A 21,672-nucleotide genomic window follows, 5' to 3' on the forward strand; every position below is an offset into this window, starting at 1 on the left:
GACGGGGCCGTGCGGAAGGATCCGCACGGCCCCGGGTCGAACTGGTGTGGTGACTACTTGGACGAGACCGTGAAGCCCTGGTCCTCGCCGTACTTCGCGAGGGCCTTCTGCCACGCGGCGAGCCCGCTCTCGAGCGAGGTGCCGTTCTCGTACGACTGGCCGACGGTGTCGGCGTAGACGCTGTTCGCGTACACCTGGTACGGCAGGTAGGTGAAGTCGTTGGTCGACGACTTCGACGCGTCGACGAGCACCTTGTTGATCTGCTGGCCGCCGAAGTACTCGGGCTTCTCGTCGAGGAACGCCGAGGACTCGAGGTCCGCCGTGGTGGACGGGAAGCCGCCGGACTTCATGAAGACGCCGGTCGACTCCTTCGAGGAGTTCAGCCACTTCAGGAAGCCCGCCGCGAGCGCCGGGTTCTTCGACTGCTTCATGACCGCCTCGGCGCTGCCGCCGTTGTTCGCGGTCTGGGCCGTGCCGCCGTCGTAGGTCGGCATCGGCGCGACGCGCCAGTCACCGCTCGCGTCCGCGACGCTCGCCTCGAGGTTGCCCGGCATCCAGGCACCGGTGATCAGCGTGGCGATCTGGCCGTTGCCGAGCTGCTTGTACCAGTCGTCGCTCCAGCCGACGGTCTTCGACAGCAGCCCCTGCTCGACGAGCTGGTCCCAGGTCTTGGTCCACTTCTTCGTGCCGGCGTCCTCGAGGTTGATCGTGACCTTGTCGCCCTTCGTGGTGAAGGGCGTGCCGCCGGCCTGGGCGATCATGCTCGTGGTGAAGCCCGCGTCGCCGGAGTCGGCCGCGATGTACGCGTCCGGGTCGGCGGTGTGCAGCTTCTTCGCCGCGGCGACGTACTCGTCCCACGTCTTCGGCACGGAGATGCCGTACTTGTCGAACACGGCCTTGTTGTAGAACAGCGCCATGGGGCCCGAGTCCTGGGGCAGACCGTAGATCTTGCCGTCCATGTCGACGGAGCTCCACGTGCTGGCCGCGAACTTGTCCTCGAGGTCGCCGAACCCGTACGACGACAGGTCGAGGAGCGAGTCGGACAGGGCGAACTGCGGGAGCGCGTAGTACTCGACCTGGGCGACGTCCGGGGCGCCGGAGCCGGCCTTGATCGTGTTCTGCAGCTTCGTGTACTGGTCGGCACCGGTGCCGGCGTTGACGAGCTTGACCTTCACCTTGGGGTAGGCCTTCTCGAACGCGGCCACCTGGTCCTTGGCGGACGGGGTCCAGGACCAGTAGGTCAGCGTGCCGCCGTCCTTGAGGGCCTTCGAGATGTCGTCGGACGAACCGCCGGACGAGGAGCCGCCGGAGGCGCAGGCGGCGAGGGCGACGGCTGCGGTGACGCCGATGGCGACGGCGCTGAGGCCGCGCCGGAGACGCTTGTTCATGGAGGTGCCTTTCACTTCTTCGTGGAGAGGGGGTGGAGCTGCTGTGTGCCGGGCCGGCAGGCGCGTGGCGGGGTCGCCCCGCGCCTCCCGTCCTGACGGGTCAGGCCTTGACGGACCCGGCCGCGAGGCCGGACTGCCAGAAGCGCTGGAGGAAGAGGAACGCGACCACGATCGGGATGATCGTGAGGAGCGATCCCGTGACGACGAGGTTGTAGATCGGCTCGGCACCGGACCCGGTGGCCTGCGCGTTCCACTGGTTCAGGCCGACGGTCAGGGGGTACCACTTCGGGTCGCTCAGCATGATGAGCGGCAGGAAGTAGTTGTTCCAGGTGGCGACGACCGCGAAGAGCAGGACGGTGACGACACCGGGAGCGAGCAGACGGAGCGCGATCGTGAAGAAGATCCGGAACTCGCCGGCGCCGTCCATGCGGGCGGCCTCGAGGAGTTCGGCGGGGATGGCGTCCACCGCGTAGGTCCAGATGAGGTACATGCCGAACGGGCTGATCAGCGAGGGCAGGATGATCGCCCACGGGGTGTTCGTCAGGCCGAACTGCGAGAAGAGCAGGAACGTCGGGACGGCGAGGGCGGTGCCGGGGACGGCGATCGCGCCGAGGACCACGGCGAACACCGCGCGGCGGCCGGGGAACTGGAACTTCGCCATGCCGTAGCCGGCGATCGTGGCGAGGAGCGTCGCACCGCCGGCGCCGACGACCACGTAGAGCAGCGTGTTGCCGAGCCACTGGACGAAGATGCCGTCGTTGTACGTGAGCGTGTCGACGATGTTCTGCCAGAGGTTGAACTTCCCGCCGAACCACAGACCGAAGGTCGACAGGAGCGAGGCCTGCGTCTTCGTGCTGTTCACGAGCAGGTAGAACAGCGGCGCGAACGAGTAGACGACGAAGACGATCATCACGGCGGTGAGGAGGCCGGAGCGCTTCGGCCTGCGGCCGTCGACGTGCTGCTCGGCCTTCCGCTCGGCACGCCGGGAGGCGCGGGTCGACCGGGTGCGCGGGTCGCGGAGCGTCGTGGTCGCCTCGGTGACGGTGGCCGGGCCGGTCGCGCCGGTCGCCGGGTGCTGCAGGGTGCTCATCGGTTCTCCTCGCGGGTGCCGCGGACCTGGACGACGTAGGCGATCACCGCGGTGATCACGCCCATGACGATCGCGACGGTGGCGGAGTAGTTGAACTGCTGGCCGCTGAAGGACAGCGAGTAGGCGTACATGTTCGGGGTGAAGGCGCTGCCGATGACGTTCGGGGCGAGCGTCTTCAGCAGGTTCGGCTCGTTGAAGAGCTGGAAGCTGCCGATGATCGAGAAGATCGTGGCGATCACCATCGGGCCGCGGAGCGCCGGGAGCTTGATCGAGAACACGGTGCGCATGGGGCCCGCGCCGTCGAGCTCGGCGGCTTCGTACAGCTCACCGGGCACGGTGCGGAGCGCGGCGTAGAAGATCAGCATGTTGTAGCCGAGGAACTCCCACGTGACCACGTTGCCGATCGACGTGAGGACCCAGTCCGGGCTGAACGGCTGCAGCAGGTCGATGCCCATCGCGTGGTTCGCCGTGCCGGTGAGGCCGAACTGGTTGCCGTAGATGAAGCCCCAGATGAGCGCCGCGACGACACCGGGGACCGCGTAGGGCAGGAACACCGCGATGCGGAAGAACGACGTCCCCCAGAGCCGGGCGCTGTCGAGCGCGAGGGCGGCGACGAGGGCCAGGCCGAGCATGATCGGGACCTGCACGACGAGGAACACCGCGACGCGGCCGAGACCGGACCAGAACTTGGCGTCCTGGAAGAGCTGCACGTAGTTGGCGAACCAGACGAACTGGTTGCCGCCGATGAGCTGGTCGCGGAACAGACTGAGCCACAGCGCGTACCCGATCGGCACGATGAGCATCGCGACGAGCACGAGGACGAAGGGGCCGACGAAGAGCCATCCCGTGTAGCGGCCGCGCGGCCTGGCGCGGCGCCGCGGTGGCACGGCCGGCGCGGTGGCTCCGGCTGCGCGCGCTTCCAGCGTGCTCATGTGACTCCCTTGTCGTGCGGTGTTCCGGTCCGTCGATGTTGACGTCAACATCGAACGCCGCGACGATAGCATGGCAACGTCAACATGCGCTACCGTCTGGGGACTGCAGGGCAGATCGCCCGGAACCGGAGGGGCATCGTGACGACCGAACTGGCGGCTGCGGCCGCCGCACGTCGCTCCCCGTCGATGGCCGCCGTGGCCGAGGCCGCCGGGGTCTCGATGCAGACCGTCTCCCGGGTCGCCCGCGGGTTCGACAACGTCTCCCCCGACACCCGCGACCGTGTCCGGCGTGCGATGGACGACCTCGGTTACCGGCCGAACCGCGCCGCCCGGGCACTGCGCTCCGGGCGCTTCCGCACGATCGGCGTGATCATGTTCACGCTCGCGTCGTTCGGCAACATGCGCACCCTCGAGGCGATCGCCGACGCAGCGGGTGCCGCCGACTTCACCATCACGCTGCTGCCGATGGCCTCACGCACCGAAGAAGGCGTCCGCTCGGCCTTCTCGCGGCTGCACGAGCAGGCCGTCGACGGCGTGGTGATCATCATCGAGTCGCACATCATCGACACGGCCGAGGTCGTCCTGCCCGACGGCGTGCCGATGGTCGTGGTCGACTCCACCGGCACCACGCAGCACCCCGCGATCGACACCGACCAGGCCGACGGCGCCCGCCGGGCCACGCAGCACCTGCTCGACCTCGGCCACGAGACCGTCTGGCACGTCGCCGGGCCCGAGTCGTCCTACTCGGCCGCCCGACGGCTCGCCGCCTGGCAGGCCACGCTCGAAGCCGCCGGGCGGCCCGTCCCGCCGGTGTTCCGCGGTGGCTGGGGCTCCGAGTCCGGGTACCGCGCCGGGCAGGAGATCGCCCGGCGCCCGGAGATCACCGCGGTGTTCGCCGCGAACGACCAGACCGCGCTCGGGGTCCTCCGCGCCGCGCACGAGGCCGGGCGACCCGTGCCCGGGACCCTCAGCGTGGTGGGCTTCGACGACTCCCCCGAGTCCGACTCGTTCTGGCCGCCGCTCACCACCGTGCACCAGTCCTTCGACGAGGTCGGTCGTCGTGCGGTCACGAACCTGCTGTCCCAGATCGACGGGCAGCCCGTCCGGAACGAGGCCGACCTCGTCCCGGTGCGCCTGGTCGTCCGCTCGAGCACGGCGCCGCCACCCGCCTGACGCCGGGGAGGGTGTGGCTGCACGTCACACGGTCAGCGAGCGGGGCGTACCGTGCACACGGAGCCGGCTTGCTGTCCCGGCCCCGGGTGTACGCCACTTCCGTGTGTCCGGAGGACGAGCCACCGCTGCGGTCCTCATCTCCCCACCTCGGCGCGTTCGGATCATGAAGAACATCGTGTACGGCCTGAGCGCCGTCCTGACCTCGGACGAGGCAGCGGACGCCGTCCTGGACTACGCCGCAGCGCTCGCGCACGCCGGACTCGCGGACACCGTGGCGGTCCCGACCGTCGACGCCTTCGGGAGCACCACCACGACGTCCTTCCTGCTCGCCCCGGCGCTCGGACTGTTGGTCGAGGACGCGCCGGACGATCCACTCGGCCCCGACACGGCCGCCTTCGTCGAGGAGATCACCTGGCGGGCACGGGCCGTGCGCTGCACCCCGCCGCCGCCCGCCTGAGGCGTCGCGCTGCTGCGCCGCCGCGCCGCCGCGCCCTCGCGCCGTCGCGGGCACCTCACGTGCCCACCGACACATCACGCGCCCGGCACCCCGTGAACTGTCGCCCACCCCGTGAACACGCAACCGCCCTCCGGACAGGAGGCGCGGCACCAGCCCGCCCCGCGCCTCCCGGCCCCGCGCCTCCCGACCACCGCAACGCGCCTCACGCGCCCACCGACACCTCACGCGCCCGCCACCGCGTGAACTGTCGCCCACCCCGTGAACACGCAACCGCCCGCCGGACAGGAGGCGCGGCACCAGCCCGCCCCGCGCCTCCCGATCTCCCGGCCTCCCGACCGCCGCAACGCGCCTCACGCGCCCAGCGACAGCTCACGCGCCCGCCAACCCGTGAACTGTCGCCCACCCCGTGAACACGCAACCGGCCGGCCGGCCGCTACGCCGCCCCACATGCCCCGCGCACGGCAGAGGGCGCCGGCACCGCGAAGCGGCCCGACGCCCTCTGTGCTCACTCGACGCCCGCCGCAGCGTGCGCCGAGGCGCCTCAGCCGATCGACACGGCGGTCCAGGAGACCGGCGGCAGTTCGATCGTGATGGTGTCACCCTCGCGGCGGACGGTGTCGTTCGTGCGCAGTCCGACGCGCTCGGTGTTCGCCAGGTCGTTCACCGCGTGCAGGTCGTCGTCCCAGACGCCCTCGGCGCGGACGTCACCCTCGACGGACAGGCCGGCGAGGTCGATCGTCACCGAGGTCGGCTCGGACGGGTGCCGGTTGACCAGGAAGACCGCGGCCTTGCCGTCCTCGCCGACGGTGGCGGCCGAGTCGACGACCGGGACCTCGCCGTACTTGCCGCCGTCGACCGTGTCGCCAGAGGCCTTGACCTGCAGCGACGTGCCGTTGGCCAGGCGCGAGGTCAGCGAGAACGGGAAGAACGTCGTCTGCCGCCAGGCCGGGCCGCCGGGCTCGGTCATGATCGGGCCGATGACGTTGACCAGCTGCGCGAGCGACGCCGAGGCGACGCGGTCCGCGTGGCGGAGCAGCGAGATGAGCAGGCCGCCGACGACGACGGCGTCCGCGACGGTGTAGACGTCCTCGAGCAGGCGAGGGGCGACCGGCCAGTCCTGCAGCTCGAAGGTCTTCTGCTGCTCGTTCCACTTCGAGATGGACCAGACGTTCCACTCGTCGAACGAGATGTCGATCCGCTTGTCGGACTTCTTCTGCGCCTGCACGTGGTCGGCGGCGGTCGTGACCGTCTTGATGAAGTGGTCCATGTTCACGCCGGAGGCGAGGAACGAGGCGAGGTCGTCGCCCTCCTCGTAGTAGGCGTGCGCGGAGATGTAGTCGACGTCGTCGTAGGTGTGCTCCAGGACGGTGCGCTCCCACTCGCCGAACGTCGGCATCGAAGCTCCGGAGGAACCGCAGGCCACGAGCTCGAGGTCCGGCTGGATCTGCCGCATGGCCTTGGCGGTCATCGCGGCGAGCTTGCCGTAGTCCTCGGCGTTCTTGTGGCCGAGCTGCCACGGGCCGTCCATCTCGTTGCCGAGGCACCACATCGAGATCGCGAAGGGCTCCTGGCGGCCGTTCGACTTCCGGTACTCGCTGAGCGCGGTGCCGGCGTCGATGTTCGCGTACTCGAGGAGCTCGATGGCCTCCTGCGTGCCGCGGGTGCCGAGGTTGACGGCGAGCATGAGCTCCGAGCCGACCTGGTCGAGCCAGTGCTGGAACTCGTGCAGGCCGACCTCGTTCGTCTCGGTCGAGTGCCAGGCGAGGTCGAGACGACGGGGACGCTGCTCGACCGGGCCGACGCCGTCCTCCCACTTGTAGCCGGAGACGAAGTTGCCACCGGGGTAGCGGATCGCGGACACACCGAGTTCCTTGACGAGCTCGACGACGTCCTTGCGGAAGCCGTGCTCGTCAGCGGTCTCGTGCGCCGGCTCGTGGATGCCGTCGTAGACGTGGCGTCCGAGGTGCTCGACGAACCCGCCGAACAGGCGACGTCGCACCGGCCCCACGGTGAACGCGGCATCGAGGACGAGGTGTGTGCGGGGCATGGATCTCCTTCGATCGTGGGGCTGCCTGCGCTCGGCAAAAGTGAGCGCTCACGTTCCCGAAACGCTAGCGGCTTTCCGCGCGACACGAAAGGGGGCGCCCGCGAACATCACGGATCGGCCGTCACCCGCACCGAAAGGGTGGCGGCACGCCGGGACGCGCGCTAACGTGAGCGCTCACGGAGCACCGACCCTGCTCCGACTCGGCCCGTCCCGATGGAGTGATGCCATGCCGAACCGTATCCCCGTACCCACCTCGCACCCACGAGGCGGTGCCTTCACGCGGAGGAGCCTCCTCGCCGCAGGTGCAGCCGCCGCCACGGTGCTGCCGCTCGCGGCCTGCTCCAGCCCCCTCGCCGCCGGCATCGCCGGAGCCCCGCTCAACCCGGAGACCCTGGTCTTCTGGAACCTCTTCGGCGGCGGTGACGGCGTCCGCATGCAGGACATGGAGGCCGGCTACGCCAAGCAGCACGGCGGCTCGTCGTCCCTGCAGGCGACCACCTTCGCGTGGGGCAACCCGTACTACTCGAAGGTCACACTGGCCACCGTCGGGAACAAGCCGCCGGACGTCGCGATCGCCCACCTCACCCGTGCGAAGCCGCTCTGGGACGGTGACCTGCTCGACCCCATCACGAGCGACGACCTGGCGAGCGTCGGCCTGAGCGCCAGCGACTTCAACCAGAAGGCCTGGACGGCGCAGAAGACCGACGGGAAGAACATCTGCATCCCGCTCGACACCCACCCGTTCGTCCTGTTCTACAACGTTGACATCTGCCAGAAGGCGGGCCTGATCGACGGCGACGGCAAGCTCAAGAACCTCACCGGGATCGACGCCTTCGAGAGCGCGCTGGCCGCGGTCGCGAAGGTCACCGGCGGCACGGCCCTCAACGTCGCCAACGTCAGCGAGGTCGCGACCCCGTGGCGCTTCTTCTGGACCATGTACAACCAGATCGAGGGGGCGACGCCGTTCATCAGCGACGGCGGCTCGAAGCTGACCGTGAACGAGGACGCCTACACGAAGGTCACCGACATGACCCAGAAGTGGGTCAAGAACGGCTGGCTGAACAAGGGCCTCGACTACGCCACGGCGCAGACGCTGATGTTCACCGGCAAGGCCGGCTTCTTCATGCAGGGCGAGTGGGAGATCAGCACGGCGCAGTCGATCAAGGGGCTGAAGTTCGGCATGGCGCCGATCCCGCAGCTCTTCGACAAGCCGGCGACGCAGGCCGACTCGCACACGTTCATCCTGCCCCGCAAGGACCGGACGCCGGAGCAGCGGAAGGCCCACATGCTCTTCATCAAGCAGATGCTCGAGCAGAGCCTCACCTGGGCCCAGGGCGGACACGTCCCGGCGTACCTGCCGACGTACGACAGCACCGCGTACAAGAAGCTCACGCCGCAGTCGAACTACGCCTCGGCCGCCGAGAGCGCGGTGTTCGACGACCCGGCCTGGTACGGCGGCTCCGGATCGACGTTCGAGAACACCGTCGGCGCCCAGCTCGCCCTCGTCCAGCAGGGCAGCAGCTCCCCCGCGCAGGCCATGTCGGCGATCAAGGACCAGCTCGCGACCTACCTCAACACCCCGAGCCCGCTGTGACCGGGCACGTCCCCACCGTGAACACCGCGCGAAAGGCACGATGACGTGACTGCAGCACCAGTCCTCACCCGTCCCACGGAGGCGACCACCGCTCCTCGACGAACCGGCACCTACCGGACCAGCCTCACGCGCGGCCAGGGCCGCAGCGGGTGGCTCTTCCTCGCACCGTTCGGCCTGTTCTACCTGGCCTTCCTGCTCGGCCCCACGATCTGGATGATCGTCTCGAGCTTCTTCAACACCTCGACCGTCCGCACCGGGCTCGGCAGCTTCGCCGGGTTCGCCAACTACGCCGAGATGCTCGGCCGCGCCGACTTCTGGTCGTCGCTCTGGCACACGCTGCAGTTCACGCTGTACACGACGCCGCCGCTCGTCATCCTGGCGTTCCTGTTCGCCGTGCTGACGAACCGGATGAACCGCGGCCAGTGGTTCTTCCGCCTGGCGTTCTTCCTGCCGTTCATCCTGCCCTCGGCGACGATCTCGCTCATCTGGGTGTTCATCTTCACCCCGGCGACGGGTCTGTTCGCGTCCGTCCAGCAGGCGATCGGCATCACGCCGGGCGCCGGCGTGCTGGCGAGCCCGAACACCGCGATGATCGGCGTTGCGATCGCCACCGTCTGGTGGACGCTCGGGTTCAACTTCGTCCTCTACCTCGCCGGGCTCCAGGAGATCCCGCGCGAACTGTACGAAGCCGCCGCGGTCGACGGGGCGTCGAGCTGGCAGCAGATCAAGTCGATCACGCTGCCGCTGCTCGGTCGCACCACGACGCTGGTGATCCTGCTGCAGATCATCGCCAGCCTGAAGATCTTCGACCAGGTGTACCTGATGACGAACGGCGGACCGGGCATCTCCACCCAGGTCTCGCTGCAGCTCATCACGGGCGTCGGCTTCACCGACAACCGACTCGGTGCCGCCTCGGCCGCATCGGTGCTCCTGTTCATCGTGATCGTCGCGATCGCAGTCATCCGGCAGCTCGTCGAGCGCGCTGCCGCCAAGCGAGAGATCGGGGCCTGACATGACCGCCACCGAGAGCATCACCACCGACCGCCCCCGCTTCCGCTCCGGCGTCTCCGCCGCGGCACCCGCGAACGCCGCGAAGATCGGCGTCTCGGGCAAGGGGTTCAACATCACGGCCGCGATCATCCTCACGGTGTTCGCGATCATCTGGCTCATCCCGAGCCTGTTCGCCCTGAAGACGTCGCTGTCCGACAACGGCGTCGCGGCCCTCGGCGCGAACGCCATCCTGTCCAACTGGAACCCGACGCTGCACTCGTACGCGGCACTGTTCCAGGCCGGCGACATCTGGAACTGGTACCTCGCGAGCGGCATCACGAGCGTGGTCACCGCGCTCCTGACGGTGCTGTTCGCGTCGATGGCCGCGTTCGCGCTGTCACGACTCGTTTTCCGCGGGCGGAACATCGCGTTCCTGCTCATCATCCTCGGGATCATGATCCCCACGCAGGTGCTGATCATCCCGATCTTCCAGGAGCTCAACTCCGTCGGCCTGCTGAACACCTACTGGTCGGTCATCTTCCCGCAGGTGCCCGCCGTGATCGCGGTGTTCATCTTCAAGCAGTTCTTCGACGGGATCCCGCGGGAGCTCGAGGAGGCCGCCCGGATCGACGGCGCCGGCATCTGGAAGGTCTACTGGTCGGTCATCCTGCCGCTGTCGCGTCCGGTGATCGCGGCGGTGACGATCCTGACGTTCGTCGGGGTCTGGAACAACCTGCTGCTGCCGCTGTTCGTGCTGTCGAACCCGGACCTCATGACGATCCCGGTCGGGCTCGCCACGGTCCAGGGCAGCTTCGGCCAGCGTTACGCGGACATCCAGGCCGGAGCGATCCTCGCGGCGCTGCCGCTGATCATCCTCTACCTGATCTTCCAGCGGCAGATCGTCGAGGGCGTCACGGGGTCCGGCCTGAAGGGCTGACGCAACCACAGGACGGACGGGCGCGCCCCGCTCAGCGGCAACGCGAAGCGTTGCGCGGGGCGCGCCGACCGAGCCTGCCAGGGAGGCGGGGGGGCCGGGGGGCCCCCGCCCCCGGGGGGGGGGGGGGGGGCGGCCGCCGGCGCGGGCGGGGGGGGGGGGGGGCCGGCGGCCCCCCCGCCTCCTGTCCGTCTCCGGGTCGCGCCTCGCGAGGGGGCTCCTTCAGAGCGGCGCGAGCCGTGTTCGGAGGAGGCAGAACTCGTTGCCCTCCGGGTCCTGCAGGACGTGCCAGGACTCCTCCCCCGTCTGTCCGACGTCGGCCGGCCGCGCTCCGAGCGCCAGCAGCCGATCGAGTTCGGCGTCCTGGTCGCGGTCCACGGGACTGAGGTCGAGGTGGAGCCGGAGCGGCTGCGTCTTCGCGTGTTCGACCTTCGCGAGGATGATCGTCGGGGTCGCGCCGCCGAACCCAGCGGCTGGGCCGATCTCGATGCCGTCCTCGTCCCTTGCGAGTTCGACGTAGTCGAGGACCGCGCACCAGAAGCGCGACAACGCCTCGGGGTCGGCGCAGTTGAGGACGAGTTCGCTCAGTCGGCTGCTCATGCCGCGGACGCTACCCGTCCGTCGAGCGGGCGGGCTCGCACGACGGTCGGTGGTCGCGGGGTCCCGCGGCCCGGGCGGTCGGTCGGTCGGTCGGTCGGTCGGTCGGTCGTACCTGGCGGATTCGGGCGTACCTGGTCGGAAGTTTCGAGGCGGTACGCCCGGATCGATCAGGTACCGCCCGCTCGCCTGGTCGGAACGGGCGTACCCGGCGGGAACGGGCGCACCTGACGGGAACGGGCGTACCTGGTCGGAACGTTCGGGGCAGTACGCCCGAATCGACCAGGTACCGCGGGCTCGCCTGGTCGGAACGGGCGTACCTGGCGGGAGCGGGCATAGCCGGTGGGAACGGGCGTAGCCAGCGGGAACGCTGACGCGACCCCGGGACGGACGGGAGGCGCGGTGCCAGCTGGTACCGCGCCTCCTGTCCGTCTGTCGGTACCCCGGACGAGGGGTCGCCGGACCGCTGCGTGTTCCGGGATGATCGCGGGGTGCTGAAGACCCGCCGGCGGCTGCTGTCCGCGATCGCCGCCACCGGCGTCATGCTGACCCTGACCGGCTGCTCGGGCCACGACGCGTTCCCGAAGGACTACGGGCACGCGTGGTTCGACCGGATGTCCTCGCTCCTCGGCGGTGGCGAGAGTGCAGCGGGCGGAGCCGGTGGGCAGCTCCTCGTGGACGACGACGAGCGTGGAGCGGTCACGGGGTCCGCCGCGCTCGAGTACGACCTCTCCGGCCCGTACGACGTCCTCGCTGTGTGCCGCTCGACGGCGATCGTGCACCTGACGATCCGCGACTTCACCACCCAGAAGGAGCACGGCGGCGAGTCGACGAACCCGCGCTCGGTCCTCGACGAGGGCGACATCGTCTGCGGCGCCACGACGCGGCTGTCCATCACGGTGCCCGCCGACGCGGACGGAATCGTGCTCGACGTCAGCACCGCGGACCGGTCGGGGCGAGCACTGTGGGACGCGTTCGTGGTGCCCCGGGGTTGGACACCCTGAGGCGAGGGGATGTGCGTCAGGCGGGGACGGACTCGCGGGCCTGGTGCTTCCAGAAGCCCGAGAAGGTGATCCGCGACTTCGGCAGCCCGGCCCGGTGCAGGTGTCGACGCCCCTCGGTCGCGAGGGTCGACTCCCCCACCACGAAGGCGTAGCCGCGGTCGTCGGTCGGCACGTGCCGCTGGAGCTCGGCGAGCGCCGCCCGCCCCGGGACCGCGTGCTCGTCGACCTCGTCGCGGACGATCCACGTGACGCGCACCCCGGCCGGGGCGTCGAGCGCGCGGACGTCGGCCACCGTGGGGACCTCCTGGATGATGCGGCCGACGGTGTCCCTCGGCAGCGACGCCGCGATCCCGACGACCCCGGGGAGCCCGGTCTCCTCGGCGGCGATCAGGACCTCGCTGGTGTCGGGCGGGCAGTCGAAGATGCAGCCCTGGTCGAGCAGGGCGAGTTCGTCGCCGGGGCGTGCACCGCAGGCCCAGATCGCGGCTCGGCCCTCGGGGGTGCCGTCGTCGTCGGTGTGCACGACGAAGTCGACGTCGAGCTCGGCCGTGCCGTCGGCGAGTCGGCGGAAGGCGGCGACGGTGTAGTTCGCGCAGTGCGGCCGGACGTCCTCGGGGATGGCGAGGTAGGTCGGCCACCACTTCGTGCCGTCGAGCTCGGGCATCCGGAACGCGTCCTGGTCGGGGCGCTGCACGAAGAGGCGGAACCAGTGGTCGAACCCGAGGTACCGGAACTCGCCGAGGTCGTCCCCGGTGATCGTGACGCGGTGCATCGACGGGGTGACCCGGGCGCTGCCCACGACGTGGGCACGGAAGAGCCGGGGGTTCTCGGGCAGGAGCCGCGGGATCTTCGCCATGAGGCAAGGCTAACCTAAGATGATCTCCGTGCCAGCCCCGATCTCCGCTCCGGCTCCCGTCCGGCAGTCCCACCGAGCGCGTCCGTCGGACGCGCTCGGTGTGCACCGCACCGCGCTCCGGCGGCGGGCGCTCGTGATCGTCGGCCTCGTCGTGGTGGTCGTGCTCGTGGCGCTGGCGAGCCTGCTCCTCGGCAGCAACCGGATCGGCGCGGACCGGGTGCTCGACGGGCTCCTGCGCACCGGGAGCAGCACGGACGAGGCCATCGTCTGGGGCTCGCGCATCCCGCGGACGCTCATCGGCGCGGCCGTCGGCGCCGCCCTGGGGATCGCCGGGCTGCTCATGCAGGGCCACACCCGGAACCCCCTCGCCGACCCCGGCCTGTTCGGTGTCTCGTCGGGCGCCGGCCTCGCGGTCGTGATCGGCGTCTACGTCTTCGGCATCACGAGCACGGGCGCCACGGTGTGGTTCGCGCTCGTGGGGGCCCTCGTGGCGAGCGTCGTCGTGTTCTCGGTGACGATCGCGGGGAGCGGTACCGCGAGTCCGGTGCCCCTCGCCCTCGCCGGCGCGGCGGTGTCGGCACTCCTCGGCGCCCTGACGTCGTTCGTGGTGCTCACCGACCAGGACTCGCTCGACGCGTACCGCCTGTGGGTCGTCGGGTCGCTCGCGGCACGGCAGCTCGACGTCCTCGGAGCCGTGTGGCCGTTCCTGGTGGCCGGGCTGGTGCTCGCCGTGCTGAACGTGCGGGCGCTCGACGCACTCGGACTCGGGACCGACCTGGCGAAGGGCCTCGGGGAGAACGTGCTCGTCGCGCGACTCGTCGGACTCGGCGGCATCACGCTCCTCGCCGCCGGGGCGACCGCCGCCGCCGGACCGATCGGGTTCGTCGGGCTGACCGTGCCGCACGTCGCCCGGGCCCTCGTCGGCACGGGGCACCGCTGGACCCTGCCGGTGTCCGCGCTCGTCGGGGCCGCGCTCGTGGTCCTCGCCGACGTGGTCGGCCGCCTGATCGGCGGTTTCGCCGAGGTGGAGGTCGGCATCGTCCTCGCCGTCATCGGCGGCCCGGTGTTCGTCGCCGTCGCACGCCGCCGATCGCTGGTGTCGCTGTGAGCGCGGCGGAGCAGGCGCGGACGCGCACGGACGCGCAGACGCAGACGCGCACGGACGCGCAGACGCAGACGCAGACGCACCTCCGCACACACACCGCCGCGGGCCGTCGCGGCGTCGTCATCGGCCCCGTCGGGCTCGCCTGGCGCCCCCGGGTCTTCTGGTACACGGTCGCCGCACTCGGGACCGTCGGTGTCCTGATCGTCCTCGGCGTCGCGATCGGGTCGACCTGGATCGCCCCGGTGACGGTGATCCGGTCGCTGTTCGGGCTCGAGTCGGGACCGGACGCCTTCATCGTCTCCACCCTGCGCCTCCCCCGCGTGCTGACGGGTGCGCTGGTGGGCCTCACGCTCGGGGTCGCCGGAGCCCTGACCCAGACCTTCACGCGGAACCCGCTCGGGACGCCGGACATCATCGGGGTGACCTCCGGCGCGAGCGTGGGAGCGGTGGCCGCGATCGTGCTCGGCGGCGGGTCGTACTCGGTCTCCGCGGTCGTCCTCGGCGGCGGCATCCCGGTCGCCGCGACGATCGGCGCGCTCCTCGCGGCTGCGGCCGTGTACGGGTTCGGGTGGCGCGGCGGGGTGCAGAGCTACCGGTTGATCCTCGTCGGCATCGGGGTGGGCGCGACGCTCGACGCCGTCACGAGCTACCTGCTCGTCCGCGCGAAGATCACCGCCGCGGCCGCGGCCTCGCAGTGGCTCGTCGGCAGCCTGTCGAGCACGTCCTGGTCGAGCGTCTGGCCGCTGCTGATCGTCGCCGCGGTCGCCGTCCCCCTGGCGCTGGCCACGAGCGCCGCCCTCGGCATCGGGCAGCTCGGCGACGAGGTCGCGACCGGCGTCGGCCTGGCCGTCCAGCGGCACCGGCTCGTCGTCATCGCGCTCGCGGTCGTCCTCACCGCCGCGGCCGTCGCCGCAGCCGGCCCGGTCGGGTTCGTCGCGTTCGTCGTCCCGCAGGTCGGGCTCCGGCTCGCCGGCACGAACCGTCCGCCCCTGCTGCTCGCCGGAGCGCTCGGCGCCGCCCTCGTCCTCGCCGCCGACCTGCTCGCCCGCTCGGCGTTCCCCTGGCAGGTCCCGGTGGGCATCATCACGACCGTGATCGGCGCCCCGTACCTGATCTGGCTCCTCATCCGTCACCGCAAGGAGATGTCCCGATGACCCGCACCGACACCCGGCCCGGCACCACCGACACCCAGCCCGGCACCGCCGTGCCCGTGCTCGAGGCCCGCGGACTCGCCGTCGGCTACGACCGGCACCCCGTGCTCGCCGACCTCGACCTGCGGATCGAACGCGGCACGGTGACGACCTTCCTCGGTGCGAACGGCTGCGGGAAGTCCACGCTGCTCAAGGCTTTCGGCCGCGTCCTGAAGCCGCAGTCCGGCGAGGTCCACCTCGATGGCGTGCCGATCCGCCGCGAGCCGAACCGGGCGGTCGCGAAGAAGCTCGCGATCCTGCCGCAGTCCCCCGTCGCCCCGGCCGGCACGAGCGTGCTCGACCTGGTCATGCGCGGCCGGAACCCGCACCAGTCGTGGGCGAAGCCCTGGACGGCCGACGACGCGGACATCGCCGAGCAGGCGATCGCGGCCACCGGCCTGACCGAGGTCGCCCACCGCGACGTCGCGAGCCTCTCCGGCGGCCAGCGGCAACGAGCGTGGATCGCCCTCGTCGTCGCCCAGCAGGCCGACACCCTCCTCCTCGACGAACCGACGACGTACCTCGACCTGGCGCACCAGCTCGAGGTCCTCCGGCTCGTCCGGCGCCTCAACCGCGAGCAGGGGTCGACCGTGGTCATGGTCCTGCACGACCTGACCCTCGCAGCCCGCTACTCGGACCGGCTCGTCGTCCTGCACGACGGCGGCATCGCGGCCGACGGCACGCCTGCCGAGGTCCTCACCCCGGAGCTGCTGGACCGTGCGTTCGGCCTGCACGCCCGCGTCGTGGCGGACCCGGTGACCGGTGCGCCGATGATCGTGCCCGAGGCCGACGAGCACGACGTGGTCCGGGCCGAGGCGACGCCGGCCGGCACCACCCGTCCGGAATCCGAACTGGCGGGCACCCGTAACTTAGGTTAGCCTCTCCTAACGTGAAGATCATCCGCCGCGGCTCCTTCCGCGCCGCCCTCGTGACCTCCGTGGCCGTCTCGGCCCTCCTCCTCGCCGGCTGCTCCAGCACGAACAGCTCCGACGACAGCGCCGGCAGCGGCAGCAGCGCCGCGGCCGACGGCGCCTGGTCGTACAAGGACGCCACCGGCACGACCATCAAGGTCGACCACACCCCGAAGCGCGTCGTCGTGCTCAACGACATCGCGATCTCGTTCATCGAGTACGGGCTCAAGCCGGTCGGCACCTTCGGGCAGCTCACCATGGCGAAGGACGCCCGCTTCGACGACCTCGACACCGACGGCATCACGCAGCTCGGCGCCGCCTACGGCGACATCGACCTCGAGCAGCTCGCCGCGCTGAAGCCCGACCTCGTCGTCACCTCGGTCTACCCGACCGACGAGCAGGGCACGCTCGACACCACCCAGCCGGGCTACGGGTTCAAGGACAAGGAGCAGCAGAAGCAGGTCGAGGCGATCGCTCCGGTCGCCCAGGTCAAGTGGGGCGGCAAGGGCGAGGACGTCATCGAGACGATCGCGAAGCTCGCCGAGTCGCTCGGTGCGAAGGAGTCGACGGTCGACAAGGCCGAGGACCGCTTCGAGACCGCCGCCGACGACCTCGAGAAGGTCGCGAAGGACTCGGACCTCTCGGTCGTCTCGATGTACGCCGACGGCGACGGCGCCTACGTGACGCGGCCGACCGACGAGCCGACGCTGCAGATGTACACCTCGTTCGGCGTCGACTTCGTGAACCCGAAGCCGAAGGGCTTCTACTGGGGCATCTACTCGTGGGAGAACGCCGGCCAGATCTCCGGTGACGTGATCCTGCTCTCGCAGCAGGGCTACCAGGTCGCCGACCTCGAGAAGCAGCCGACGTTCGCCGACAACGCGGCCCTCGAAGCGGGTCAGGTCCACAGCTGGACCTTCCCCGCACTCGACTACACCTCGCAGGCCGCCTACATGCAGCAGCTCGCGGGCTGGCTCCAGGACAGCAAGAAGCTGTCCTAGTCCACACCTGCCGACGGACGGGAGCGCGCCCCGCTCAGCGGTGACGCGCCAGCGTCACGCGGGGCGCGCCGACCGAGCATGCGAGGGAGGTGTGCCAGCTGGCACCGCGCCTCCCGTCCGTCGGTCCGTCAGTCCGTCACCCCACCGGCACCGCCGCGTTGACGGCCGTCTGCGCCTGCCGCCACACGGCTGCGCGGGTGCTCGCGTACGTCCCCTCGACGTTGGCGAAGTGCCGCAGGTTCGCCTTCCCGCCGTCGGTGTTGCCCTGCCAGTAGGCGGTCACCGCTCGGGTCGTCCCGCCGACGAGCCAGATCTGGTCGGCGGCGTCGGTCGTGCCCGTCTTGCCGAAGAGCGTCGCGCCGTCCGGTGTCTGCCCGCCGCTGGCGGTGCCGCCGCGGAACGCTCCCTGCATGACCTCGAACGCGGCGGTCGCGACGGCGGTCGGCACGGCCTGCCGGCACGCCCGCGGCTGCCCACCGAGCTCCTCGCCGTCCCGCGACGTCACCTGGTCGATGACGATCGGCGCGCAGTACACCCCGCCGTTCGCCACACCCGCGTACGCGGCCGCCATGGTGAGGGGCGCGATGCTCGTCGTGCCGAGCACCGCAGCCGGGTTCGCGGGCAGGATGCCACCGGTGGCCGGGTGCACGCCGAGCGCCGCCGCGGTGTCGCGGATGTCGCACAGGTCGAGCTGCTCGGCCATCGACGCGTAGGCGGCGTTCACCGACTGTGCCGTGGCCTGCCGGACCGTGAACGGGCCGGTCTGCCCCGGAGAGTCGTTCTTCGGGTTCCAGTAGGAGTCGATGGTCTGCCCGCACTGCGTCCAGGTGCTCCGGCCGCGCTTGGTGCCGTCGACGACCGCGTCCGGGCTCCTGCCCGCGGCCAGCCACTGCAGGAGCGTGAACATCTTGTAGGTCGAGCCGACCTGGAACCCGGTCGAGCCGCCGTTGTCCTCGTCGGTCGCGTAGTTCAGCGAGGTCGCACTCGCCGGGGCGTCCGACGAGCGGTCGTAGTCCTTGTTCTGCGCCATGGTCAGGACGCGGCCCGTCCCCGCCTCGACCGTGTCCAGTGTCGCGCCGAGGGCGAACCGAGCCTCGGTTGCCGGGTCGTAGCGGTCGAGCAGCGCCTTCTGCTGGCCGTTCAGGTCGAGGTCGAGCGTCGTCTGCACCCGGTACCCTCCCTTCCGCCAGGCGTCGTCGCGGCGGTCCTCGGTCGGGCCGAGCTGCGGCAGCTGCCTCGCGACCTCGACCGCGTACTGGCAGAAGAACTCGGCGCCGCGGGCGACGGCCTCGCACCCCTGCTGCGGGGGCGTGAGACGGACGTAGTCGGCTGGCTTCGTCGCGAGCGCCTCGGTGAGCTCGGCACGGCTCAGGTGCCCCTGCTCGCGCATCGACCGGAGGATGACGTCACGGCGGGCGACGTTGTCGGCGTAGTGACTCGGGCGTGACAGGTCCCGCCGCTCCGGCCACTGCACGATCGCGATCAGCGACGCGGCCTCGGCCGGGGACAGGTCGGTGGCGTCCTTGCCGTAGTAGCGCTGCGCGGCGGCCTGCACGCCGTACGTCTGGTCGCCGAAGTACGCGATGTTGAGGTACGCCGACAGGATCTCCTGCTTCGAGTACTCCTTCGCGAGGCCGATCGCCAGCTTCATCTCGGCGAGCTTGCGCTGAGCGGAACGCTTCGTCGCCTCCTCGTAGGCGGCGTCGCGCTCCTCGGCCGTCGGGAGCTCGCTCGCCTGCTGGATCTTGATGTTCCGCACCAGCTGCATCGTGATGGTCGACCCGCCGGAGCCGCCCTTGCCACCCGCGGCGACGACGCTCACGAGGGACCGGACCATGCTCGTCGCGTCGACCCCGCCGGTCTCGTAGAAGCGCTTGTCCTCGCCGTCCACCGCCGCGTGCTCGAGGGTGTCGCTGATCTGGTCGAGGCTGAGCTCCTGACGGTTCTGCGCCCAGACGTTCGCCAGGTGCACGGGCTTCCCGCCGCGGTACGCCCAGACCTCGTTCCGCTGGGGCAGCTCGCCGATCTCGATGTACTCGGGCATCGAGTCGAACACCCCGATCGCCGAGGTCGTCCCCACCCCGGCCACCGCCAGCACCGGCGTCACGCCGACCCCGACCAACAAACCGGCGAGCACACTCCCGCCGACGAAGCCGAGCGCGGCTCCTCCTGCACGTCTGAACGTCATCCCCTGGGCCTCCCCCTCGTGTGGATCCCCGCTGCTGCGGTCCCCGGACCCTCCCAGCCGTGTTCGGACGACTCCCGGGACTTCGCCGGGGAATCCCACCAGAGCGGCTGGGAAGGTCCCGAGGCGGTACGGATCGTTACGGAAGGCGGGCGGATACGCTCGACGGATGGCGGACCAGGGCTGGCGCGAGGACGTGCTCGGGGCGCCGTTCGAACGCCTCGAACTCCCGCTCGGCGACGACCACGAGGGACCGGTGGTGGCGACGCTCGTCCGCCGACGCCGCACCCCGGCGGACCTCCTGCTGCACGCGCACGGCCCGTTGCACGGTGTCGACGTGCTGTACGTGCACGGCTGGTCGGACTACTTCTTCCAGGTCGAGCTCGCGGATCGGATCGAGCGGCTCGGCGCCCGGTTCCACGCCCTCGACCTGCGCAAGTACGGGCGGAGCCTGCGGCCCGGGCAGACCCCGGGGAACGTCGACGACCTCGCCACCTACGACGAGGACATCGCCGCCGCGCTCGACGCGATCGCCGCCGAGCACCACGGTGAGACGGGCCGACGACTCGTGCCGATGGGACACTCCACCGGCGGACTCACCCTGTCGCTCTGGGCGGCACGGCACCCCGACCGGGTCGACGGCCTCGTCCTGAACAGCCCCTGGCTCGAGTTCCAGGCCAAGGCCGTCGGCCGTGCCCTCGTCGCCCCGGTCGTCCGGCTCGGCGCCCGACGGAACCCGCTCGCGCCGATGCCCGCCGTCGACCCGGGCTTCTACACCCGCACGGTGTCCGCCGCGGGCGAGGGCTCGTGGACGTACGACCAGCAGTGGCGACCCGACCGCGGCTTCCCCCTGCACCCGAACTGGCTCGCGGCGGTGTTCGACGGGCAGGCCACGGTCGGGGACGGCCTCGGCATCGAGGTGCCCGTGCTCGTCCTCCTGAGCGACAAGAGCATGCTGCAACCCCGGTGGGACGACGGCATGGCACGGGCCGACGTCGCCCTCAACGTCGACGTCGTCGCACACCGGGCACTGTCCCTCGGCAGCGAGGTCACAATCCGCCGACTGCACGGGGCCCTGCACGACGTCGTGCTCTCCGTCCCCGAGGTCCGGGAGCACGCGTACGACGCGATCGGCCGCTGGGCGGCGTCCCTCCCCCGCTGACCGAGCCGCCGCTACCGTGGCCTGCATGACCGCCGTCACGTTCGTCCGTCTCGACCCGACCGGCGCCGACCGCGCCGACCTGATCGCGTTCCTCACGAGCGAGGAGTTCCCGTTCCACGTCCGGCGCACCATCGCCCGCGCCGACGCCGAGGCCGCGGTCGACGCCGGCGCCTACCGCGACGGTGAGCACGACACGTACTGGCTCGAGCACGCCGAGCTCGGGCGGGTCGGGATCGTCCGGCTCGAGGACCTCGAGGATCCGGTGCCGCTCTTCGACCTCCGCATCGCCGGGCGGTTCCGCGGCCGTGGCCTCGGTGTGCCCGCGCTCCGTGCGACGACGGACCACGTGTTCGCCACCCTGCCCGCCGTCACGCGCTTCGAGGGGCAGACGCGCGAGGACAACGTCGCGATGCGGCGCGTGTTCGTCCGTGCGGGCTGGGTGAAGGAGGCGCACTACCGCGAGGGCTGGCCAGTCGAGGGTGGACGCCCCGTCGCGTCCGTCGGCTACGGCGTGCTCCGGCGAGACTGGGAGACCGGCACGACCACGCCGGTGCCGTGGGACGACGACGAGCGCTGACCGTCCCGGTTCGCGATCCCCGGGATCCCCGAACCGGAACGGTCACGCGGGACGGCTGAACAGGTTCACCAGCGTGCCGTCCGGGTCCCGGACGAGCGCGGACCGGTTGCCCCACGGCATCGTCGTCGGCGGCAGCACCACGTCGCCGAGCCCGTCCTGCAGGCGACCGAAGGCGGCGTCCACGTCCGCCACGAGGAACTCGACGATCGCACTGCCCGCGACACCAGCCCGTGGCGCGTCGACGCCGAGCATCGCGACCGTCGCCGGCGTCGCGAGCGCGAGCACGAGGCCGCCGGTCACGATCTCGGCGAAGACCGGGGCCGGACGTCGGGCGGTGGTGCCGGTGACGCGCTCGTAGAACGCCACCATCCCCTCCAGGTCGTCGGTGATGATGCGGATCGATGCGAACTCCACGGTGTGCCTTCCCGGGTGACCACCGTGGCCACCCGGGGACGAGCATCCTCGCCGTCCGCGACACC

Annotated in this window: 20 protein-coding genes; 12 read left to right on the plus strand and 8 right to left on the minus strand. The window is 71.0% G+C overall.

Going from position 1 to position 21,672, the window contains the following annotated elements; translation table 11 throughout:
• Positions 1-53: 53 nt before the first annotated feature.
• From ACNQOV_RS06510 to ACNQOV_RS06520, 3 genes are all read right to left on the minus strand, one after another.
• Positions 54-1,388 carry an ABC transporter substrate-binding protein gene (locus ACNQOV_RS06510; protein WP_416393860.1) on the minus strand — a complete coding sequence of 445 codons (1,335 nt, stop codon included), beginning with the start codon at positions 1,386-1,388 and terminating at the stop codon, positions 54-56.
• 100 nt (positions 1,389-1,488) lie between these two features.
• Complete coding sequence (locus ACNQOV_RS06515; RefSeq protein ID WP_022905754.1) at positions 1,489-2,478, minus strand: carbohydrate ABC transporter permease; 990 nt, start codon at positions 2,476-2,478, stop codon at positions 1,489-1,491.
• A complete protein-coding gene (locus ACNQOV_RS06520; protein WP_022905755.1) occupies positions 2,475-3,410 on the minus strand; it encodes a carbohydrate ABC transporter permease in 936 nt (311 codons plus the stop codon). The genes ACNQOV_RS06515 and ACNQOV_RS06520 overlap by 4 nt, the downstream gene beginning before the upstream one ends.
• Positions 3,411-3,596: 186 nt before the next feature.
• On the opposite strand from ACNQOV_RS06520, the gene ACNQOV_RS06525 reads away from it, so the two are divergent.
• Positions 3,597-4,583, plus strand: a complete 987-nt coding sequence (locus ACNQOV_RS06525; protein WP_402268008.1) for a LacI family DNA-binding transcriptional regulator — start codon at positions 3,597-3,599, stop codon at positions 4,581-4,583.
• A 163-nt stretch (positions 4,584-4,746) separates the two neighbouring features.
• Positions 4,747-5,040, plus strand: a complete 294-nt coding sequence (locus ACNQOV_RS06530) for a hypothetical protein (protein ID WP_022905757.1) — start codon at positions 4,747-4,749, stop codon at positions 5,038-5,040.
• Positions 5,041-5,581: 541 nt separating this feature from the next.
• Here the strand turns inward: ACNQOV_RS06530 and ACNQOV_RS06535 are convergent.
• Positions 5,582-7,087 carry an alpha-N-arabinofuranosidase gene (locus ACNQOV_RS06535; RefSeq protein ID WP_416393861.1) on the minus strand — a complete coding sequence of 502 codons (1,506 nt, stop codon included), beginning with the start codon at positions 7,085-7,087 and terminating at the stop codon, positions 5,582-5,584.
• A gap of 226 nt (positions 7,088-7,313) precedes the next feature.
• Between ACNQOV_RS06535 and ACNQOV_RS06540 the strand changes: the two genes are divergently transcribed.
• From ACNQOV_RS06540 to ACNQOV_RS06550, 3 genes are read left to right on the plus strand one after another with little or no spacing between them, the layout of a single operon-like run.
• A complete protein-coding gene (locus ACNQOV_RS06540; RefSeq protein WP_416393862.1) occupies positions 7,314-8,681 on the plus strand; it encodes an extracellular solute-binding protein in 1,368 nt (455 codons plus the stop codon).
• 45 nt (positions 8,682-8,726) lie between these two features.
• Positions 8,727-9,692 (plus strand): carbohydrate ABC transporter permease, encoded by a 966-nt coding sequence (locus ACNQOV_RS06545; protein ID WP_022905760.1) that lies wholly within the window; start codon positions 8,727-8,729, stop codon positions 9,690-9,692.
• Between the two features lies 1 nt (position 9,693).
• Entirely contained in the window at positions 9,694-10,608 is a 915-nt protein-coding gene (locus tag ACNQOV_RS06550; RefSeq protein WP_416393863.1) for a carbohydrate ABC transporter permease, read from the plus strand.
• Positions 10,609-10,827: 219 nt separating this feature from the next.
• Here the strand turns inward: ACNQOV_RS06550 and ACNQOV_RS06555 are convergent, their stop codons facing one another.
• Positions 10,828-11,205: a VOC family protein gene (locus ACNQOV_RS06555; protein ID WP_416393864.1), complete on the minus strand. Its 378-nt coding sequence runs from the start codon at positions 11,203-11,205 to the stop codon at positions 10,828-10,830.
• Positions 11,206-11,693: 488 nt separating this feature from the next.
• Between ACNQOV_RS06555 and ACNQOV_RS06560 the strand changes: the two genes are divergently transcribed.
• The gene (locus ACNQOV_RS06560) at positions 11,694-12,206 is read left to right on the plus strand and encodes a hypothetical protein (protein WP_416393865.1); all 513 of its coding nucleotides are present in this window, start codon (positions 11,694-11,696) and stop codon (positions 12,204-12,206) included.
• 16 nt (positions 12,207-12,222) lie between these two features.
• Here the strand turns inward: ACNQOV_RS06560 and ACNQOV_RS06565 are convergent, their stop codons facing one another.
• A complete protein-coding gene (locus tag ACNQOV_RS06565) occupies positions 12,223-13,062 on the minus strand; it encodes a siderophore-interacting protein (protein ID WP_416393866.1) in 840 nt (279 codons plus the stop codon).
• 19 nt (positions 13,063-13,081) lie between these two features.
• Between ACNQOV_RS06565 and ACNQOV_RS06570 the strand changes: the two genes are divergently transcribed.
• The 4 genes from ACNQOV_RS06570 to ACNQOV_RS06585 are packed head-to-tail and all read left to right on the plus strand — an operon-like array spanning position 13,082 to position 17,269.
• Positions 13,082-14,170 carry a FecCD family ABC transporter permease gene (locus ACNQOV_RS06570; protein WP_416393867.1) on the plus strand — a complete coding sequence of 363 codons (1,089 nt, stop codon included), beginning with the start codon at positions 13,082-13,084 and terminating at the stop codon, positions 14,168-14,170.
• The gene (locus ACNQOV_RS06575) at positions 14,167-15,321 is read left to right on the plus strand and encodes a FecCD family ABC transporter permease (RefSeq protein ID WP_416393868.1); all 1,155 of its coding nucleotides are present in this window, start codon (positions 14,167-14,169) and stop codon (positions 15,319-15,321) included. The genes ACNQOV_RS06570 and ACNQOV_RS06575 overlap by 4 nt, the downstream gene beginning before the upstream one ends.
• On the plus strand, positions 15,318-16,235 hold the full coding sequence (locus ACNQOV_RS06580) for an ABC transporter ATP-binding protein (RefSeq protein ID WP_402267381.1): 918 nt from the start codon (positions 15,318-15,320) through the stop codon (positions 16,233-16,235). Before ACNQOV_RS06575 ends, ACNQOV_RS06580 begins: the two co-directional genes overlap by 4 nt.
• Before the next feature lie 11 nt (positions 16,236-16,246).
• Complete coding sequence (locus tag ACNQOV_RS06585) at positions 16,247-17,269, plus strand: ABC transporter substrate-binding protein (protein WP_416393869.1); 1,023 nt, start codon at positions 16,247-16,249, stop codon at positions 17,267-17,269.
• A 136-nt stretch (positions 17,270-17,405) separates the two neighbouring features.
• Here ACNQOV_RS06585 and ACNQOV_RS06590 read toward each other — a convergent pair whose 3' ends face one another.
• The gene (locus ACNQOV_RS06590; protein ID WP_416393870.1) at positions 17,406-19,457 is read right to left on the minus strand and encodes a transglycosylase domain-containing protein; all 2,052 of its coding nucleotides are present in this window, start codon (positions 19,455-19,457) and stop codon (positions 17,406-17,408) included.
• Positions 19,458-19,623: 166 nt separating this feature from the next.
• Between ACNQOV_RS06590 and ACNQOV_RS06595 the strand changes: the two genes are divergently transcribed.
• Together ACNQOV_RS06595 and ACNQOV_RS06600 are read left to right on the plus strand one after the other, a co-directional pair.
• The gene (locus ACNQOV_RS06595; protein WP_416393871.1) at positions 19,624-20,616 is read left to right on the plus strand and encodes an alpha/beta hydrolase; all 993 of its coding nucleotides are present in this window, start codon (positions 19,624-19,626) and stop codon (positions 20,614-20,616) included.
• A 25-nt stretch (positions 20,617-20,641) separates the two neighbouring features.
• A complete protein-coding gene (locus ACNQOV_RS06600) occupies positions 20,642-21,193 on the plus strand; it encodes a GNAT family N-acetyltransferase (RefSeq protein WP_416393872.1) in 552 nt (183 codons plus the stop codon).
• Positions 21,194-21,235: 42 nt separating this feature from the next.
• Here ACNQOV_RS06600 and ACNQOV_RS06605 read toward each other — a convergent pair whose 3' ends face one another.
• Positions 21,236-21,607, minus strand: a complete 372-nt coding sequence (locus ACNQOV_RS06605) for a VOC family protein (protein WP_416393873.1) — start codon at positions 21,605-21,607, stop codon at positions 21,236-21,238.
• Positions 21,608-21,672 lie beyond the last annotated feature (65 nt).

This window comes from Curtobacterium sp. LFS084, assembly GCF_047977705.1.
In the GTDB taxonomy this organism is placed as follows: domain Bacteria; phylum Actinomycetota; class Actinomycetes; order Actinomycetales; family Microbacteriaceae; genus Curtobacterium.

Excerpts from the sequence above, each read along its gene's own strand:
- ACNQOV_RS06515 (WP_022905754.1), bottom strand. The coding sequence starts at position 2,478 with ATGAGCACCCTGCAGCACCCGGCGACCGGCGCGACCGGCCCGGCCACC.
- ACNQOV_RS06555 (WP_416393864.1), bottom strand. The coding sequence starts at position 11,205 with ATGAGCAGCCGACTGAGCGAACTCGTCCTCAACTGCGCCGACCCCGAG.
- ACNQOV_RS06580 (WP_402267381.1), top strand. The coding sequence starts at position 15,318 with ATGACCCGCACCGACACCCGGCCCGGCACCACCGACACCCAGCCCGGC.
- ACNQOV_RS06540 (WP_416393862.1), top strand. The coding sequence starts at position 7,314 with ATGCCGAACCGTATCCCCGTACCCACCTCGCACCCACGAGGCGGTGCC.
- ACNQOV_RS06595 (WP_416393871.1), top strand. The coding sequence starts at position 19,624 with ATGGCGGACCAGGGCTGGCGCGAGGACGTGCTCGGGGCGCCGTTCGAA.
- ACNQOV_RS06535 (WP_416393861.1), bottom strand. The coding sequence starts at position 7,087 with ATGCCCCGCACACACCTCGTCCTCGATGCCGCGTTCACCGTGGGGCCG.
- ACNQOV_RS06550 (WP_416393863.1), top strand. The coding sequence starts at position 9,694 with ATGACCGCCACCGAGAGCATCACCACCGACCGCCCCCGCTTCCGCTCC.
- ACNQOV_RS06600 (WP_416393872.1), top strand. The coding sequence starts at position 20,642 with ATGACCGCCGTCACGTTCGTCCGTCTCGACCCGACCGGCGCCGACCGC.
- ACNQOV_RS06530 (WP_022905757.1), top strand. The coding sequence starts at position 4,747 with ATGAAGAACATCGTGTACGGCCTGAGCGCCGTCCTGACCTCGGACGAG.
- ACNQOV_RS06520 (WP_022905755.1), bottom strand. The coding sequence starts at position 3,410 with ATGAGCACGCTGGAAGCGCGCGCAGCCGGAGCCACCGCGCCGGCCGTG.
- ACNQOV_RS06590 (WP_416393870.1), bottom strand. The coding sequence starts at position 19,457 with ATGACGTTCAGACGTGCAGGAGGAGCCGCGCTCGGCTTCGTCGGCGGG.
- ACNQOV_RS06510 (WP_416393860.1), bottom strand. The coding sequence starts at position 1,388 with ATGAACAAGCGTCTCCGGCGCGGCCTCAGCGCCGTCGCCATCGGCGTC.
- ACNQOV_RS06565 (WP_416393866.1), bottom strand. The coding sequence starts at position 13,062 with ATGGCGAAGATCCCGCGGCTCCTGCCCGAGAACCCCCGGCTCTTCCGT.
- ACNQOV_RS06525 (WP_402268008.1), top strand. The coding sequence starts at position 3,597 with ATGGCCGCCGTGGCCGAGGCCGCCGGGGTCTCGATGCAGACCGTCTCC.
- ACNQOV_RS06570 (WP_416393867.1), top strand. The coding sequence starts at position 13,082 with ATGATCTCCGTGCCAGCCCCGATCTCCGCTCCGGCTCCCGTCCGGCAG.